This is a genomic window from Candidatus Saccharimonadales bacterium (assembly GCA_039928925.1).
In the GTDB taxonomy this organism is placed as follows: Bacteria; Patescibacteriota; Saccharimonadia; order Saccharimonadales; family Saccharimonadaceae; genus UBA6022.
Genome location: JBDSSF010000003.1, coordinates 91931 through 107665 on the forward strand (window position 1 = coordinate 91931; position 15735 = coordinate 107665).

Genomic DNA, 15735 nt, shown 5'->3' on the forward strand with positions numbered 1-15735 from the left:
GTTTATTTGTATGCGCTGGGCTTTTAACACTTTTAACTCCACTCTACGTCATTATCTTTCATCATAACAGACAGTTTCGCGTTTACTGTATAGTGCCGTTATCATGTGTTAAAACTTTCCGGTAGCAACCAAGCTAAGATCCGCTGAATATAAACCAGCTGGTGTATTATTGCTTACACTGGCACCAAACGTAATAGTCATATTCTTATTATTAACTGGCGCACCTGCTGTATCGAGAAATGGGTCTCCGTAAGCGCTTGTGACACCACTTGCGCCACCTGAAAAATAATTGAGTGCATACGTAGTATTGTTATATCCAGACCCAGCAACAGGCTGGAGTGTCCCTGATGCATCGGTAACACCAACGGAACTCGTTGCGGCTGTTGTCTTAATACCAAACTTCGCTTGGCCCACAGATATATCACTTTGAAGAGCTGGAACAATATCACAGACACTCGCACCAGTACGCCGTAGGCCGCCACAGCTAACGCTATTCTTAAGATTGACAACTGCACCACTCGCAGCATTCGTGGAAATTTGGGTATTAATCGTGCCTTCACTGACAGTAGATGCGTTGAGCGCGACTGTATCGCCAACAGTTTCACCAAGTTTCAGTGTGGGAGGATCATTTCCTGTAAGATTACAGTTTGCACTAATAGTATTTTTTGCGACACAAAAAGTCATGCTCTCAAGTACAGATCCGGCTACGCCTACAGTTGGTGTGATATACATAGCAACACCGCCCTGATCTTCTGCACCAGTATTCAGATCTGTTGATGTATATGCCTGAGCGCTTGTTTTATCAGTGTATGTCACAATACGTGCGTACAGAGGGCCAGCATCTGGAGGGTTTGTTATGCCTGTAAGCGCTACTGAAATGGGCGCTCCTGCGCCTATAGTGCCAGTGATGACCGCTTGTGTCGTGCTACCTATCACATCAGTAAAACCAGATGTTGTAGAAGCTGCAGAACTGACATCAAAGCCTGTCGAAGGCGCAGTGCACGTTTCGCCGATGACAGGGCTGTTTTTGCAAAAATCAATTACAAATGCACCAGCGGCTTGAACTGCCGTAAAATTAATAGTATACGTAACATTAGTTGCAGAAATTGAGGAGCTACTAAGAGCAATGGATCGTTCCGTCACCTGAGCAGCCGAGACGAGCGCAGACGTGGCAGTCGTTAATAGTAATGCAGCTGCTATAACTAAATACGCAGCTTGGCGGCTAAATGATCGAATAGAATTCATTTTCCTTTTCCCTACATCCACTTTGCTATTTGTCTTCCCCGGTAACGATTTCAGTGTATCATGATACTGCTTATTTTTGTCAAGTTTGTTACTATATTTTGCATCGTAACTACTTTTCCTGGTAGCTATCTCGTTCTTTTAGCATTTTATTACGAAGTGATACTATTTGGCTACGTCGGCCTAACCAATACGTAGGTAGGAGTAGTATAAGTCCTACGAGAGTAGGAACCCAGAGTACTTTTGCTGCTGGAGTTGTTGGCGCCGTATCAGTTGCAACGGTTGCATCAACCTTACCACTCGCAAGTGCGATTACCTGCAAAAAAGCACTCACGCCATTAACGTCAGTTACTCGTATATTTACCTGATATATTCCTGCATTCTTATAAGTATGCTTAATTGTTACAATCCCAGCAGAAGGTTGACTCTTAAGCTCGGCTGGTGATCCATCACCCCAATCGAGGCTGAAAGCATATGGACCAGCACCCCCAGATAGTTGTAGAGGCCAGGTCAACTCAGTTCCTGCAGGGGCGGATCTTCGACCGTACGAGCTCGTAAGCGTCACTAGTGCGCCAAATGCTGTAAAACGCGTATCAGTATAATTAATAGTAACAATATTGGAGGTCGGTCCTGCCTGATCTAGATCGTCGTATACGATTGCGCTTAGTTCGTTTACTCCTGCAAATAGACTTATTTGTAAACTAAAGCTGCCAGCCTTACATATAACTGAGCCAACCATGACTCCATTATCATATACCTGAACAAGTAGGTCGTTAGCACAAATACCGTTAACTGTCGTTGTTGGTGACGTAAATGAGGAACCATTCCCGGGTGTTGTTATGGTTGCGCCAACTGTCGGAGGCGGTTGTGTTTTTGTCGCCTCAAGACCATATGACCCTGGCTTTGGATTGGGCGTGGGAAGTGCAGTAATCGCAGATACTGGCTGAACGTAAACAAACAGCGCCAGCATACACATACCCGTTGCTACCAGGCGTGTCCACTGTGCGCTGAAATGTATTTTATACGTCATACTTATGCTTATTGTAGCGTGCTGGGGCTACATGCGAAAGTGCTAGCTGCTATTTTCGACGTGATGACTTTTTAAGCTGTGGACCGTATATTTTTCGACGAATTGCACGGACAGTACGAAGAACAACATACGCAAGAATGATAAGAACTACGATGAACAGGAATATGAACCACATTGGTAAGTACCAAAATGTAGCTGTCTTTACAATTTCCTGTGTTTTATTACCGTTTTGACCATAAAATACATCAAGTGTAGCCGTGTAAACTCCTGGCCATAGACCAGGTGATGCACATGTATTTGTCTGCGTATTTGAGCCATTGAAGTTTACGTCTTGTGCCTGAATTTTAATACATGTCGTAAATGTACGCGTTTGACCAATAAGGGCAAGTGAGCCACTTGGGTTAACATTATTGATCGTCTGTTCTTTACCAAAAATATCTTTTAATACAATACTACCTACCGGTGCCTCAGTAACGTTACCGTTGTTTTGTAGTGTGTATGCAAGGTTTTGTGGCTCGTTACCCGTTATGAAAAGGTAGCCAGAATCTTTACCTTGTGCGGCCGTATCATATGCGCCAAAGTTTTTAATCTTAAGATCTTCATTAACTTGTCCTGGGATTGAGGTGAAAACAAGCGTCGCACCTGATGCGCTTAGGCCGACGTTACCACCATCTCCAGGGGCACCTGATGAATACAGGATTGCACTGTAGTAGCTACCCGCACCATGATTTGCTGGAATTTTAACACTCATGTCAACTGTCTTACTACTGTTTGGTGGAATAGTAACGCTCTCAGGTACAGTAAGGAATGGCTTTAGTGACCAAGTTGTCTCCGGTGCATCCGTAGCAAGCATTAGCTTAGGAGTACCACCATTATCTGTATAGGTAAAATCAATAACACGTAGGTTAAGCTCAAGAGGCTGCGCTGGATCAAGGTTGCGGATAGTTAACTTGTCATTAACAGATTTACCGGGCTCAATCGTGTAGTTCTTTTTTGGCACTATACTAAGTGATGCCGATGACGCTGCCGAAGCTTGATGCGCAGGAACAATGTATGCCGCCCCCACTAAAACCACAAACGCGGCTATAAAAATGCTTATAAGGCGTTTCATTATTTTATTTTTCCCTCACATTATTACAATTCTTAAGTATAAGCTGTATTTTATCATTAAAATCGCCCGCTGGCTATGTAGGTAATCGTTGTACTATACACACCAGCACGTAAATCTTCACTTGAATTCACTATGTAACTAACGGTAAATTTTTTCATCAGGCTAACGTTAGGTGAATATGCTACGACGTCACCTGATACATACTTATACTGATTAGGAATACCGTAGTCAGGCGATGGAACTGCATTTGTCCAGTCGCCTTCAGGGTCGCTTCCAATTGACGGGCTGTCGTTTGCGACTAAATTAATACCAAACTGATTACTGCCCTGTTTGCTTACAGATGGCACTGATGACGAGTCGATAACGTTTGTACCTGCGCTCATTGAGTCACCGTTTGCGGTGATCGCAAATCCCCCACTCGCATTTGTGCCAACAGCCATCTGAGATTGTGCCAGTAGAGTCGATTTCGCGCTCAGCTGCCCCATGTCAGTGTAGTTGATTGCATTCGTGTCAGTACAGTTATCAGCGACCTGACCAGCTACGCAAAATAAAAGCATTGGTGGAACTTGAGTTTCGAGTGTAATATCGGTGGTCACCTGGCCTTCAACAGAACCAAAGTCAATTTGTGGTCCTGTAGCGTCGGGCGTAGAGTGACTTCGCAGACGAATTGAGAATGACTCACTAGTATCTGTCGGGTTTACGATATTATCAAACTTATATGATGACCCGTCTGCCGTTATCATGCTACTCGGGCGTGTCAGTACAATATGGTTTGCTGTTTTAGACAAGATCGAAAAGCCCGTCTCTCCCGACTGAGCACTTAGTACAGCATTAGACACATCGAGACCAGGTGGCGTCACACAGGGATGGTACGGAATAGGGTCAACGCAAAATAGCATATCCACTGAGCCTACGGGAATCGGAGTTACGTATCGAAACGACAGCGTATATGATGTTGTGACACCGGGTCGCGTGCTATTCATATAAAGTCCGCGCTCCTGAAAACGTGTCGCAGCTGATACGGGTACAACAAATACGAACAAAGCTAATAATAAGGCTAGAAATTCCTCAGACCATAAATTACGCCATGAAAAGATGTGCGCATGAAATCGTAACAACTTATGCTGCATACCTATCATTGTACTAAATAATAGAGATAATGCGTAGCTACTGATACACAAAGAATAACCGGCCAAAACGGCCGGTTATTCTCATATTAACAATCTCTTTGCTATGTCTTAGCTAAACGTTATGTCTAGTACTGAGGAGCAGCGATGTAGTTAATTTTAGTTGTGTAGATACCAGCTGGAGTCGTTGCTGCAATGTTTGCAATGTAACGAACTTTACCAGTTACACAGTCGACAACCTGGTTGCTCTCAGAAGCAAGTGGAGTCGGGATCAAGTTTGAATCAGGATCAAATGCGTACTTTGTGTTAACAGAGCCGTATTGTCCAGGTCCACCGTTTACAACACCCGCACCTTGGTCGTAATTGACTTCTGGGATAAGTGGGTATAGTTGTGGATCATGGTATCCTGAAAGTCCCTGAGCTGTAACATCTGCTGCAACACTTGCGTGTAGACCAGATACCGCAGCATCTGCACCATTTTCGAAGGCACCTTTTCCGGCGTTTCCACCAAGGTTATCTTCTTTATTGTAGTTAAGCGTGTAGAGGTTACCAGCACCACCTACAAGGCCGTTAGCTGCACGTGTACCGTTTGTCAGTGCTAGTCCAAATTGTGGTGTACCACGGCTTGGAGCTACTGATGAAGTACCGATTGCTCTAATTTCGTCACCAACGGTGTTTTTAAGTGTCACACCTGAGTAGTAAACTGTTGCACCAGCACTAGAGTTCGAGCTTAGACGCCAGTACGAGTGTGTACTGTAAGTTGCAGCTGTACTTAGTGAGTTTTCACCAGTTGTATCACCAAGTTGCAGAACGTTTGGCTGAGCAGGATCTGCTAGCATACCTTTTGCAATTGGATCACATTGACCGTGTTTTGTTGCGTTGTTGTCGCCTACTGGTGTAGTAACAAGTGCATTTTCTAGTTGACTTGGAGTTGAAACGCTACCGTTAGAACTATCAAGTGTGTATGGGTCAACCGTTCCAACAGAGAAGTCCATAGTTTCAAGGACCTTTGTTTGAATTTCGATTGATTGGTTCATGATGTTAGCAACAGTAACACCACCGTCAACTACTGTCGTAGCAGCTGTGTCACTATAGTCGTTAATCTTTACGAAGAACGCACTTGCACCAGGGTTAGTGATGTAGTTTGTATCTGTACCGAAGAAGATAACTTTCACAAAATCACCAGCAGCAAGTGTCTGACCACCTGAGTTCGATAGCGTAATGTAGTTAGCTTTTCCTGTTGATGTACCACCAACAACCGTACCAGCAGAACCACCTGAAGTTTGGTTCACACTAGAAGCCATTGTCCATCCAGTGCTTGCAGTCCAAGGATCACCTACAAGAGTTTTGTGCATAACAATGTAGTTACCTTCGCTGTTGTCGGCTTTTGGAACATTTGCAGAACTGCTTGGAACACCAGTTGTTGCGTTAAATTTTGTACCGAATGTTGAGACTGCAGCTGGAGTTGCAGTTACTACTTCAAGGTCACTTTGCTTAGCTGCAAATGCCGTAGCATCGTTTGCGTTAGCATGGTCTGCAATATTACCAGGTCCCATACAGTCACCAGCTGGGTGAGTACAGTACTGGAATGTCATTGCCTTAATAGATGCGCCTGAGCTTACATTAAAGGCAAATGTGTTACCAGTTTGTCGACCATTTGCACCGCTGTTTGGCTGTGCGTAGGTTGCATTACCTGAACCGTCTTTGTAACTCCATCCAGGTGATGAGCTCGAAAGCGTCAAGCTACGGTTTGTTAGTGGATTCAATGCGTCCGCGAAAACTGCCGTTGATGGAACGACGGCAGCAAGCACAAGTGCTGCTGCGGCGCCCATAAGCGTGCCTCGCTGAGCGATTGATTTTAGTGTATACATGTTTGTATATATCCTTTTTTGTTTTAATATTTTATTCCTTTTGCAAGGGGTACAGCCGCATCTTACCATTAGAAGTATGTGGAGCGCAATAGGTTTTCCACAGGATTTTTTATATTTTCTTAATTTCATACATAGCCACTACTATACGAGACTCGTTTGCTCATTGGATTTATAGTAATACTGCTATACTATAAGCAAATTATGAATCATTACATCCAAACCGTAAAAAATTATTTATCAGAACATAAAAATATATTCCTTATTAGCGCCTTGATTATAGTCATTCTCGCAGTAATGGCTGCTCTGTTCATGTATAACAGTCCTCAAAAACATACCTATAAGGCTACAAATGCTTGCGATCTTTTTAGTCCCAAGAAAGCACAAGATCTACTCGGTGAGAAAGTCATTAGTGTCGACACAAAGGGAGTTATCGTTTCTGGTGACATAGCTACGAGTAAGTGTAGCTATACAGATAGTAATCAAGACACCACTAAGCTACGTGTTGCAGCAGTTGCTGTTCGCTCCGGCATTAACGAAAAGGGTATACAGCAAAATATAACTGAGTTTACGAATAGTAAAACTGGCAAAACTGTTGAAGATGTCAATGACATTGGTGACAAAGCCTATTTTAACCAAACGCTTGGTCAACTCAATGTACTAAGAGGACGTGACTGGATTATACTCAGCTATGGCCTCGGGTCAGCACCAGAAACAAATGAACTTAGCAAAAATATTGACCTAGCAAAAAACCTTTTTTAAGTAAACAACTCTAATAGACCGGTATGACAACTGCCGAAAAATCGCCAGAATAATGACCCGCTGGTGTTGAATTAGAAATATTAACAATCATACTGATTGTGTAGCTTGTCTGGCCAGACGCACTACTGCTACGAGCGACTATATCCCCACTAACATATTTAAATAAATCTGCAGTTCGGTAATCAGTAGTAGCAATGCCGAAGCTTGTTTGGTTTGAAGGTACCTGGATAGGATCAGCTCCAACATGCGGGGTGGTATTTGTAGCAGCATTTATCGCGAACTGTTCAGTACCTGGCGTAGCTCTTACTGGTGTACTCGGCGTACTGAGTGTGTGGTTTCCATACTTTGGTGGTGTACCGACGATTTGAAGTATATACCCATCACTAAGATAATTTCGTACCTGTACTGTCGTTGTCTTAGTCGCAGTACTCTCAGTGGTAAGTACACCGAGATTCGACACGCCTGGATCAACAATAACTTCAAGTAACGGGTCGCTATTGGTAATAGGACCAAATACGGCGGACGTGCCACTGCTCGCAGCACTGCCAGCCCCCGCATCACCGATCGAAGCCTGCGCGCAGTACTGAGTTGAACAGTTTTGTGACGATGACGATGCGCCAAACTGTGTTTCAGTTACCTGATAATTGTTTGAAGTTGCTGTCTGCGCGTCTGCAATACCTGGGGTGCCACTAACAATTACTGCGATTGTCAGTATTTGTTTTACATAGTGCACCAATCTCCGTTTTTGCATAAGCCTTATGGTACGTATTATCACTGATAGAAGGTAAAAATACAACTAGCGCCGAGCTGATAAGTATAGTAAGCTATACGTAAACATAATCGAAATAATAAAAATATGGAACCCGACAAAAATACTACTCCGTCTACAGAAGATAAATCGCCTGAAGAAGATCGAGGTGCTCCTGTTGACGCACTGAGTCGCACTCCTGATGATCTTGATAGCGAGAAAGCCGAACAGACTGCAGCTGACAAGTTAGATCATCCGACCGACGAACCAGGCGTGAAAAAAATCTCCCCTTTTAAGAAGTTCTTTCGTAAAGTGAATCTTTATTTTCTCATGTTTTTACTTGTTATTGTTATCGCAGGCGTTGTTACTGCTGTCAATTATTTAAATAGCACAAAGGTTACTCCTGAACCCAGTATTGCAACCCAAGGATTAAGCCAAGATGCCCTCAAGCAGCTCGCTAATAAAGATGCGACTGTTGGCAACACGTCACAGACACTTACAATTCAAGGTAACGCGATTATAGCTGGTCAAACACTTCTTCGCGGCAACCTAAATGTCGCTGGCAATATACAGAGTGGCGGTAGTATTCAAGGCCCAAGCCTAACTATTTCTGGTCAATCAAATCTCGGTGCAACACAGATTAATAGTCTTCAGGTTGCCACCAATACCGCAGTCCAAGGTAGCACAACTCTTCGAGATCTTAATGTCGCCGGTACGTCTTCATTTAGCGGTGCAATGACCGCTTCACAGATCACTGTGTCGCGATTAATCTTAAGTGGTAACGCGGTTCTTCAAATCCCTAATCATATTAGCTTCACAGGGCCATCCCCAAGTCGAACGATTAATACTAGTGTCCTTGGAAGTGGAGGCTCAGCATCCGTCAATGGATCTGACACCTCGGGCGTTGTTAATATCAATACTGGTGGCGGACCGATAGCTGGCTGTTTTGCGCGCATTAACTTTCAACAAGCTTTTGTAAATCAGCCCCATGTTATCATTAGCCCGGTTGGTTTAGCTGCTGGACAAACTGAATACTATGTTGATCGTAATACGACTGGATTTAGTATCTGTACTGCAAACCCTGCTCCAGCAAACCAAGTTTTTGCATTTGATTACTTCGTGACAAACTAGTGCCTAAACGTCTACGAACACAACGACACGGTCAGCTTTCACGTGCACCAATGCCCTATGGATCTTAATAATTTTTTGTTCACCCTCGACTGGTAAAATCGTAAGATTACACGGCACAAGCATTGATAAGAACTGGTGATGATGTGGAAGAATATCAAATGGCCCAGTTGTGTTTACCGCACTGACACTAAAGGCATCACCCTCAAAATATACCTGGAATGGCGCATATACCTTTACCGCCATAGTCGGCTTACCGCCGTGTACTTTAAGTGTGGTCGACTCTGACTCGACTACTTCAGGATTTATCACTTCATCTGCCATTATTTTTCCCCTGGCTTGGTTTCTAGTACCACAGGAGGAGTATCGACTTCCTTAGTATCGCTTTTCTGTTCTACTGGAGTCTTGTCAGATTTATCTTCACCCGGCTTGGTTTCATCCACCTTAACTTTTGGCTCACTTTTACCAATAATCGCTTCAACTCCATCGAGAGTTTGCTCACGTGTCATGTGCTCGCCTGGGACGCCTGTCACTTTTTCCATCACATTAAAACGCTGTTTGAAGAATTCGATTAATTGCTTCGCTTTATTATAATCATCGCGGTCTTCAGTCGAAAGCTCAGACTCACCAATGATGGCAATAATGCCTTTGAGAGATTCATATTTTTGCAGTACGGCTGTCGCTCTAGTTGCGAGTTCGTAGTGACGCTCACCTACGACTTCCGGTGTGAGAAGACTCGATTTTGAAGCGAGAATATCTACAGCAGGACGGATACCCTGTGCGGCAACAGCACGTGAAAGGACAATGGTCGAGTCAAGTTCGTGCTGAATCATTTGCACAGCTGGATCAGAAAGGTCATCAGCTGGTACATAGATTGTTTGTAGCGCAGTAATCGACCCATTCACGTTTGTGGATAGACGGTCCTGAAATGTTTTAATATCTGAAAATACTGTTGGTTGATATCCACCCTCCGCAGGAGTTTGGTCAATAATAGTTGAAACCTCATTTTTTGCCTGAATATAACGATACATGTTATCGGCAAATAGAAGCACGTCTTTTTTCAGATCATCACGAAAATACTCAGCAAGAGTGATCGCACTAAGTCCAATGAGACTACGCTGTACAGGATTTTCATTCATCTGACCAAAGAACATTGCCGTGGTTTTAAGTAGGTCATTGTCATCAAGTGTTTTATAAAGTTCATGACCTTCACGAATACGCTCACCAATACCAGCAAACATACTAATCGCACCTGAACCAACCGCAACGTTGTTGATAATTTCCATAGTAAGGACCGTTTTACCCACACCTGCACCACCGACGATACCAATCTTGCGACCTTTGACGAATGGTGTAAAGAAATCAAGTACTTTAAGCCCTGTTTCGAGCACTTCATCCGAACGATTTTCCAGACTTGTTTCTGTGAATGCTGGTGAAAAAATCTGGCGCTTTGTCATTTTATCGAGTACAGCTTGATCAAGCTGTGGCTTGCCGTCAATTGGGCGCCCCATCGCATCCCACACTCGTCCGATCATTTCTTCGCCAACTGGGATCTCAAGACTGTGTCCGCTTCTTGTGACTGATTCACCCTTTTGGATACTGTAGTCACCACCAATATTCAAACAGACCGCTGTGTCACCGTTCGTTAAGCTACTAACGAGAAGTGGTGATTTTTTCTCATTATCAACATACAGCATTTCATTAAGATCTGGCATCCCTTCATCAAATTGAACTTTGATAACAAGGCCCTTAAGGGTTCTAATGACGCCTTTTTTATACACTGTTTGCTCACTCATTATTTTGATCCCCCGGCACGTAATTTTTTGAGACCTGCCATTGATTCTTTAAGCCTCGTATCCACCTGACTACGCTTTGCACGGTTGTACTCAGTATGCAGTTCAGCAGCATTAGTAATTGATCGCTCCTTTGCAGCAGACATAGCTTTAAAGCGACTAGCAACTTGGGCAAGGCGACTATCGTAAATAAACTGAGAAATAGTGAGGCGTAAAATTGAATTCTCAAGATATGCAGCTACGGCATATGAATTTGGTTCGAAAATGTATGTCTTCTCAGTCACCATATTAGCACCAAGTGTGGAGAGATCGGCAACACGCCCCTTACTCGACACGACGTCGCTGAGATCAACGTCTTTGATTTCTTGCTGGGAGAGTGATATATAGTTTTGGTAAAAGATGCGGCTTTTAGCGTATTTTCTTGTGATATCCATTAAGGGATCGACGTTGATGTAATCATGCTCAGGCAGATCAAAATAGTACATATAATCAACATGTGCTTGTTTAAGCTTAAGTGTCCCGTGATGTCCGATAACAAGCACGTCATTCTTTGACTCATCATAGTGTTCCATAAATTTTCGAATAAGGCGGTTATCAATATCGCCGCTCAAACCACCTTTAGCGGTAATTAGAATGAGAAGTTCTTTATTGATAAGCTTGTCGTCGATTGTTCGACCATAGTTGAACATGACGTCTACACGAATTTGTTTGTAAATATTCCAGACCTCATCAAAAAACTGATTACTAATCAAAACCTTGTTTTTTGTTTTAGCGATTTGCATACTACTGAGTGTTTCAAGCGCAGACGTAAGGCTAACTACTGAACGAACAGAAGCTTCCTCTGCTTTAATCTCTAGTGGTCGACGCATCTACTTCTTCTCCTCTTTGACAGGTTGTGTTGGAGTATTTGCTTGTGCTTCCGCCTGGGCAGCTTCGTCAGCTTGGCGCTTCTTCTCTATTTCGTTCTTTGCCGCTTTCTCAATAGCTGCTCGCTTCACCTCATCAATCGTGGTAACTTCAGCTTTTAATGCCGTTTCAAGCTCTTCATAATTGCCCTTCATATCCTTGTCTTCTTGTAGTTTTGGAGCATACTCATGCACTTTTTCTTTTAGCATATCGACATTAATAATTTCTTCAGGAGTACTCCCAAGTACAATACTCATAAGGAATTGTTGTTCAGCAAAGCTATAGATTTCACCAATTCCCTGATTCATCAATTTAAACAGCACCTTACCTTTATCGTAATTAGCCTGAGCGTCAGGACTTAGTTCTGTACCAAAGTGAGCGTACTCCTCTGCAGTTCGATAGCCTGCGAGCGTTAGGTTAAGTTTATCGGCAAAACCTTTTTGTCGTTTATTTTGACCAACACCACCAACGCGAGTCACGGAAAGTGCCGTACTAACTGCTGGACGCATTGTATCTTTAAAGATTTTTTCATCCAAAATCCATTGACCATCCGTAATAGACATAATGTTGGTTGGTAGGTAGGCGGTGATATCACCACCCGGTGCATAAACAATCGGGATAAGTGTTTGACTTGCATGATTTGACTCTGTCTTGCCACCACGCTCCAAAAGGCTAGAGTGTGTGTAGAACATGTCACCTGGGTATGAATCACGTCCTGGTGAGACACCTGCGATTAAGGAGATTTCACGGTAGGCCTGGGCGTGTGCTGTCAGGTCATCATAAATAACGAGTGTATCCATATTACACTGATGCCAAAAGTATTCACCGTGCGCAGCACCAACATACGGCACTAGGTAGGTGAGAATCAATGATTCAAAAGAGTTACTTACAACGACAACAGCCTTTTTGAGTGCATCATTTCTTTCTAGGTTACTCACAAGCTCTGCGACGTCATGTTGACGCTTGGCAATTAGCACGTAGATAACTGTGATGTCACTGTTTTTCTGGTTAATAGCAACTTGCGCTGCTAGTGCTGTCTTACCTACTTTACTATCTCCGAGCATCGCCATACGCTGTCCACGTGCAAGTGAGTACTCAAGATCAAGAATTGTGACACCTGTCTCGACAGGGGTATCGAGTAGTTCGCGCTCATAAAGCATCGGCGCAGAGTGGAACACATCCCATTCTTGGTCAGTAACAATCTCGCCCTTGCCATCAAGCGGTTCACCAAATACATTAACAACCCGGCCAATAAAGTTCTTACCAACGGGAATCATAATATCAAGCGCTTCGATGACACAGACCATACCAGTATGAAGTGGCGTTGCGTCAAGTTTCATCACAACAACATGATCTTCAAGTACCTGGTGGACATATCCGCGGGTACCGTTTTCGAAACGTACGGTCGCATGAACGTTTGTTGGCTGAAGACCTTTAATACTCACCATGAATGAGTCGATACCAATAATCTCTCCTACCGGATTACCGTCAGCAACTAGTTTCTCAAACATTTTATTTGCTTCCACGAAGCATCTCCAATTCCTTAACGAGTAATCCGTGACCACCAGCCAACATAGCGCGGAGACTAAAGTCATGCACGTGGTTTGGTGTCCTAAGATACACACCAGCAATTAAGGCAGGCTGAAGACCAACTGTAATAACTGCCTGTTGATGTACGGACGAACGAAGCCATCCAACGAGTTGACCCAGACTTTCACGATCAGCTGGTACGGCAAATGTCATATGAATAATAGGAACTTTATCTTTTAGCAAACGGAGTTCACTAATAAGATTACTCCGCTCACGTGAAGTAGCGAGTGTGAGTTTATTCTGTTCCAAAAAGTCTGACAATTGTCCTGATGGTGTTGCATCGGTATGTTCGGAAACCCCTGCCTTCGTACGAACAACTGTTGCAGTCAGTTCGTTATCGAGTCGTTCAATTTCATTTAAAAGACGTGATATATCAACCTTACTGATAACACTAAGTGGAAGTACAAAGTCAGTGTATGTTTTCACTACTGATTCGCTCATAATTTCATGTCATCCATAATCGCCTGCTTACTCGTCTCCATCTGCTTAATGATGGAAGGTAATTGTGCCTTAATGTCATATTGATCGCCGAGTGAACCGAGTAGGTAGTGCTCAATAACTTGGGCCATATTATCTTCAAAAGCAGTTACCAGCATAGATTCTTGAGATACGACACTATTTTCAAGCATTGCACTCATCTGTTTATATTGCTCCTTCAAAGCTTCTGCACTACTATTCAAAGACTGAAGTGCAGTGTCTTGAACTTCTTTTGTTGCCGTCACCCGGGTCATATTTTCCTCAAATACTTTTGTGAGAAGTGCTTGTTGATCAACGATGGTTTTTTGAAGTGACGTCGTAAGCTGCTTCGATTGCTCTTGGGAGACCTGCGCACTAGCCTTGAGTGCTTGTAAAATAACTTCTTGTGCATTTTGTGTTGTCGTCATGCGTGATTTGTTTTCTTCAAAAACACCAATCATCATAACTTCTTGGCTAGCAATGCTTTGTTGTAAGGTTTGGCTCAACTGCTGGTATTTGTTATACAGCGTTTGAGCATTACGGTTGAGTGACTGAACTGCAAGATCTTGAGCGTCTGTTGTTATGCGGTCATATTCAGTTAGTCGCTCGTCGAGCTGTTTGGTCATTTCAGTATTGATATGTGCAATTGTTGCGTCGAGCTGTTTGGTCATGTACTCTTTAAGATCTGCGCCGACTTGAGTGATCGTCGTATCAAGATCATGCTTGAAGCTTATAGCATTCTCGCTAATAATTTGTTCAAAATACTCATGACCTTGACGGCGTAACTCTTCTCGATACTCTTCGTCAAAGGCTTGGGATACTAAAGCAGCAGCATCGTCTTGTGGCGACTTTTTTTTCGATTGTTTTTTGCTTTGAAATAATCCCATGTTCGTTAACCCACCTTAATGTACATCATAGCTTCAGTAGTAAATATACCGCAAATAGGCCAATAATTAAAATTAATATACTAGTCAATATAATCTCGATTAATGCTCTGAAAATTGACTTTTTTGACATCGGATTACGGCCGATTGAGACAACACCATTACGCACCCCCGAATATAAAATGGCAATTGCAGCGATAATACTAACGGCCGTAATACCCATACTAAGATAAATACGTATTGGGCTAACCTGCTTTTCAGCAATTGCCTGACCAATCCTTTCAAGGATATCTGGCACGTCTACTTTCGTGCTTTTGTCGTTTGGGTTGTGTTTAATATCGATAGTAACCGGGATTGAACCCAAGGTCACAGTTTTGGTTGTGTTACCAGATGTGTCTTTGAGTGTAGTTGTGCCCAAGTTAACACCCTTACCATCAAAAGAACCTGCCGTTCGACCAAACACTGTTTTTTCTTCAGTACCTGCCTTCATGGCAACACCATCTATTGATGATAACGTTAGATAATCACCAACTGCAATCGGACCAGCCTGATTACTTACCAAGACGTTGTATGTTCCAGATACGGCGACAAATGTCTCATTTTCAATGCCTTCGTTCGTCAAGGTTAAGGGTAGCTGAGTACGATCAACAGTTACGCCAAACATGTTTTGAAGTTCTTTTTGACCAACAATTTTGACACGGTTTGAATCTTTGCCAGTTAGCTGGACAATTGTACCGTTATCAAGAGGTTTATCAGACGCATAGCCCTGGACGCTTCCACCTCCGTAATTATCCGCGAGTACTGGCAAAGTAGCGACGATGGTCAGACCGACCATAACCGCCATACTCACAATAATTCGCGATACTCTCACTGTTTGTTTATCTCCATACTCAACGCTGATGCACTTACGGCTTATTATACCATAACCTCAATGCATTTCTGGCCGGTTTACTGTGCGTGATGATCAAACAAAAATGTATCAATTTGACTCTCAAAAACACATGACATCTAACTGTAGTAGAAAGCTACTTAATAATGGCCCTAAAATGTTGTTATGCTTTTGTGCTTATGCTACAATAGTCCCAAGCTT

General features: G+C 43.2%; 15 protein-coding genes. 2 read left to right on the forward strand and 13 right to left on the reverse strand.

Annotation, left to right across the window (positions count from 1 at the left end):
- Positions 1-108 precede the first annotated feature (108 nt).
- The 5 genes from ABIS22_02845 to ABIS22_02865 all read right to left on the reverse strand — a co-directional run bounded on the left by ABIS22_02845 (position 109) and on the right by ABIS22_02865 (position 6381).
- Entirely contained in the window at positions 109-1245 is a 1137-nt protein-coding gene (locus ABIS22_02845; GenBank protein MEO7740827.1) for a hypothetical protein, read from the reverse strand.
- Between the two features lie 109 nt (positions 1246-1354).
- Positions 1355-2272, reverse strand: coding sequence for a PKD domain-containing protein (locus ABIS22_02850; GenBank protein MEO7740828.1), 918 nt, complete (start codon positions 2270-2272; stop codon positions 1355-1357).
- A 49-nt stretch (positions 2273-2321) separates the two neighbouring features.
- Positions 2322-3383 (reverse strand): hypothetical protein, encoded by a 1062-nt coding sequence (locus tag ABIS22_02855; GenBank protein ID MEO7740829.1) that lies wholly within the window; start codon positions 3381-3383, stop codon positions 2322-2324.
- Between the two features lie 56 nt (positions 3384-3439).
- The gene (locus ABIS22_02860) at positions 3440-4366 is read right to left on the reverse strand and encodes a hypothetical protein (GenBank protein ID MEO7740830.1); all 927 of its coding nucleotides are present in this window, start codon (positions 4364-4366) and stop codon (positions 3440-3442) included.
- Between the two features lie 272 nt (positions 4367-4638).
- Entirely contained in the window at positions 4639-6381 is a 1743-nt protein-coding gene (locus ABIS22_02865) for a hypothetical protein (GenBank protein ID MEO7740831.1), read from the reverse strand.
- A 201-nt stretch (positions 6382-6582) separates the two neighbouring features.
- Between ABIS22_02865 and ABIS22_02870 the strand changes: the two genes are divergently transcribed.
- Positions 6583-7140: a hypothetical protein gene (locus ABIS22_02870; GenBank protein MEO7740832.1), complete on the forward strand. Its 558-nt coding sequence runs from the start codon at positions 6583-6585 to the stop codon at positions 7138-7140.
- Between the two features lie 10 nt (positions 7141-7150).
- On the opposite strand, the gene ABIS22_02875 is transcribed toward ABIS22_02870, so the two are convergent.
- Positions 7151-7891: a hypothetical protein gene (locus ABIS22_02875; GenBank protein ID MEO7740833.1), complete on the reverse strand. Its 741-nt coding sequence runs from the start codon at positions 7889-7891 to the stop codon at positions 7151-7153.
- Positions 7892-7996: 105 nt separating this feature from the next.
- Between ABIS22_02875 and ABIS22_02880 the strand changes: the two genes are divergently transcribed.
- Positions 7997-9019 carry a hypothetical protein gene (locus ABIS22_02880; GenBank protein ID MEO7740834.1) on the forward strand — a complete coding sequence of 341 codons (1023 nt, stop codon included), beginning with the start codon at positions 7997-7999 and terminating at the stop codon, positions 9017-9019.
- A gap of 3 nt (positions 9020-9022) precedes the next feature.
- Here ABIS22_02880 and ABIS22_02885 read toward each other — a convergent pair whose 3' ends face one another.
- The 7 genes from ABIS22_02885 to ABIS22_02915 are packed head-to-tail and all read right to left on the reverse strand — an operon-like array spanning position 9023 to position 15516.
- On the reverse strand, positions 9023-9340 hold the full coding sequence (locus ABIS22_02885) for a hypothetical protein (GenBank protein ID MEO7740835.1): 318 nt from the start codon (positions 9338-9340) through the stop codon (positions 9023-9025).
- Complete coding sequence (locus ABIS22_02890; protein ID MEO7740836.1) at positions 9340-10812, reverse strand: F0F1 ATP synthase subunit beta; 1473 nt, start codon at positions 10810-10812, stop codon at positions 9340-9342. The genes ABIS22_02885 and ABIS22_02890 overlap by 1 nt, the downstream gene beginning before the upstream one ends.
- On the reverse strand, positions 10812-11678 hold the full coding sequence (locus ABIS22_02895) for a F0F1 ATP synthase subunit gamma (GenBank protein ID MEO7740837.1): 867 nt from the start codon (positions 11676-11678) through the stop codon (positions 10812-10814). The genes ABIS22_02890 and ABIS22_02895 overlap by 1 nt, the downstream gene beginning before the upstream one ends.
- The gene (locus tag ABIS22_02900; protein ID MEO7740838.1) at positions 11679-13241 is read right to left on the reverse strand and encodes a sodium-transporting two-sector ATPase; all 1563 of its coding nucleotides are present in this window, start codon (positions 13239-13241) and stop codon (positions 11679-11681) included.
- Positions 13228-13746, reverse strand: coding sequence for a hypothetical protein (locus tag ABIS22_02905; GenBank protein MEO7740839.1), 519 nt, complete (start codon positions 13744-13746; stop codon positions 13228-13230). The genes ABIS22_02900 and ABIS22_02905 overlap by 14 nt, the downstream gene beginning before the upstream one ends.
- Positions 13743-14648: a hypothetical protein gene (locus ABIS22_02910; protein ID MEO7740840.1), complete on the reverse strand. Its 906-nt coding sequence runs from the start codon at positions 14646-14648 to the stop codon at positions 13743-13745. Before ABIS22_02910 ends, ABIS22_02905 begins: the two co-directional genes overlap by 4 nt.
- A 25-nt stretch (positions 14649-14673) precedes the next feature.
- Complete coding sequence (locus ABIS22_02915; GenBank protein ID MEO7740841.1) at positions 14674-15516, reverse strand: hypothetical protein; 843 nt, start codon at positions 15514-15516, stop codon at positions 14674-14676.
- Positions 15517-15735: the final 219 nt, after the last annotated feature.

Coding starts and splice junctions, on each gene's coding strand:
- ABIS22_02845 (MEO7740827.1), bottom strand. CDS start 1,245: ATGAATTCTATTCGATCATTTAGCCGCCAAGCTGCGTATTTAGTTATA.
- ABIS22_02850 (MEO7740828.1), bottom strand. CDS start 2,272: ATGACGTATAAAATACATTTCAGCGCACAGTGGACACGCCTGGTAGCA.
- ABIS22_02855 (MEO7740829.1), bottom strand. CDS start 3,383: ATGAAACGCCTTATAAGCATTTTTATAGCCGCGTTTGTGGTTTTAGTG.
- ABIS22_02860 (MEO7740830.1), bottom strand. CDS start 4,366: ATGAATAGCACGCGACCCGGTGTCACAACATCATATACGCTGTCGTTT.
- ABIS22_02865 (MEO7740831.1), bottom strand. CDS start 6,381: ATGTATACACTAAAATCAATCGCTCAGCGAGGCACGCTTATGGGCGCC.
- ABIS22_02870 (MEO7740832.1), top strand. CDS start 6,583: ATGAATCATTACATCCAAACCGTAAAAAATTATTTATCAGAACATAAA.
- ABIS22_02875 (MEO7740833.1), bottom strand. CDS start 7,891: ATGCAAAAACGGAGATTGGTGCACTATGTAAAACAAATACTGACAATC.
- ABIS22_02880 (MEO7740834.1), top strand. CDS start 7,997: ATGGAACCCGACAAAAATACTACTCCGTCTACAGAAGATAAATCGCCT.
- ABIS22_02885 (MEO7740835.1), bottom strand. CDS start 9,340: ATGGCAGATGAAGTGATAAATCCTGAAGTAGTCGAGTCAGAGTCGACC.
- ABIS22_02890 (MEO7740836.1), bottom strand. CDS start 10,812: ATGAGTGAGCAAACAGTGTATAAAAAAGGCGTCATTAGAACCCTTAAG.
- ABIS22_02895 (MEO7740837.1), bottom strand. CDS start 11,678: ATGCGTCGACCACTAGAGATTAAAGCAGAGGAAGCTTCTGTTCGTTCA.
- ABIS22_02905 (MEO7740839.1), bottom strand. CDS start 13,746: ATGAGCGAATCAGTAGTGAAAACATACACTGACTTTGTACTTCCACTT.
- ABIS22_02910 (MEO7740840.1), bottom strand. CDS start 14,648: ATGGGATTATTTCAAAGCAAAAAACAATCGAAAAAAAAGTCGCCACAA.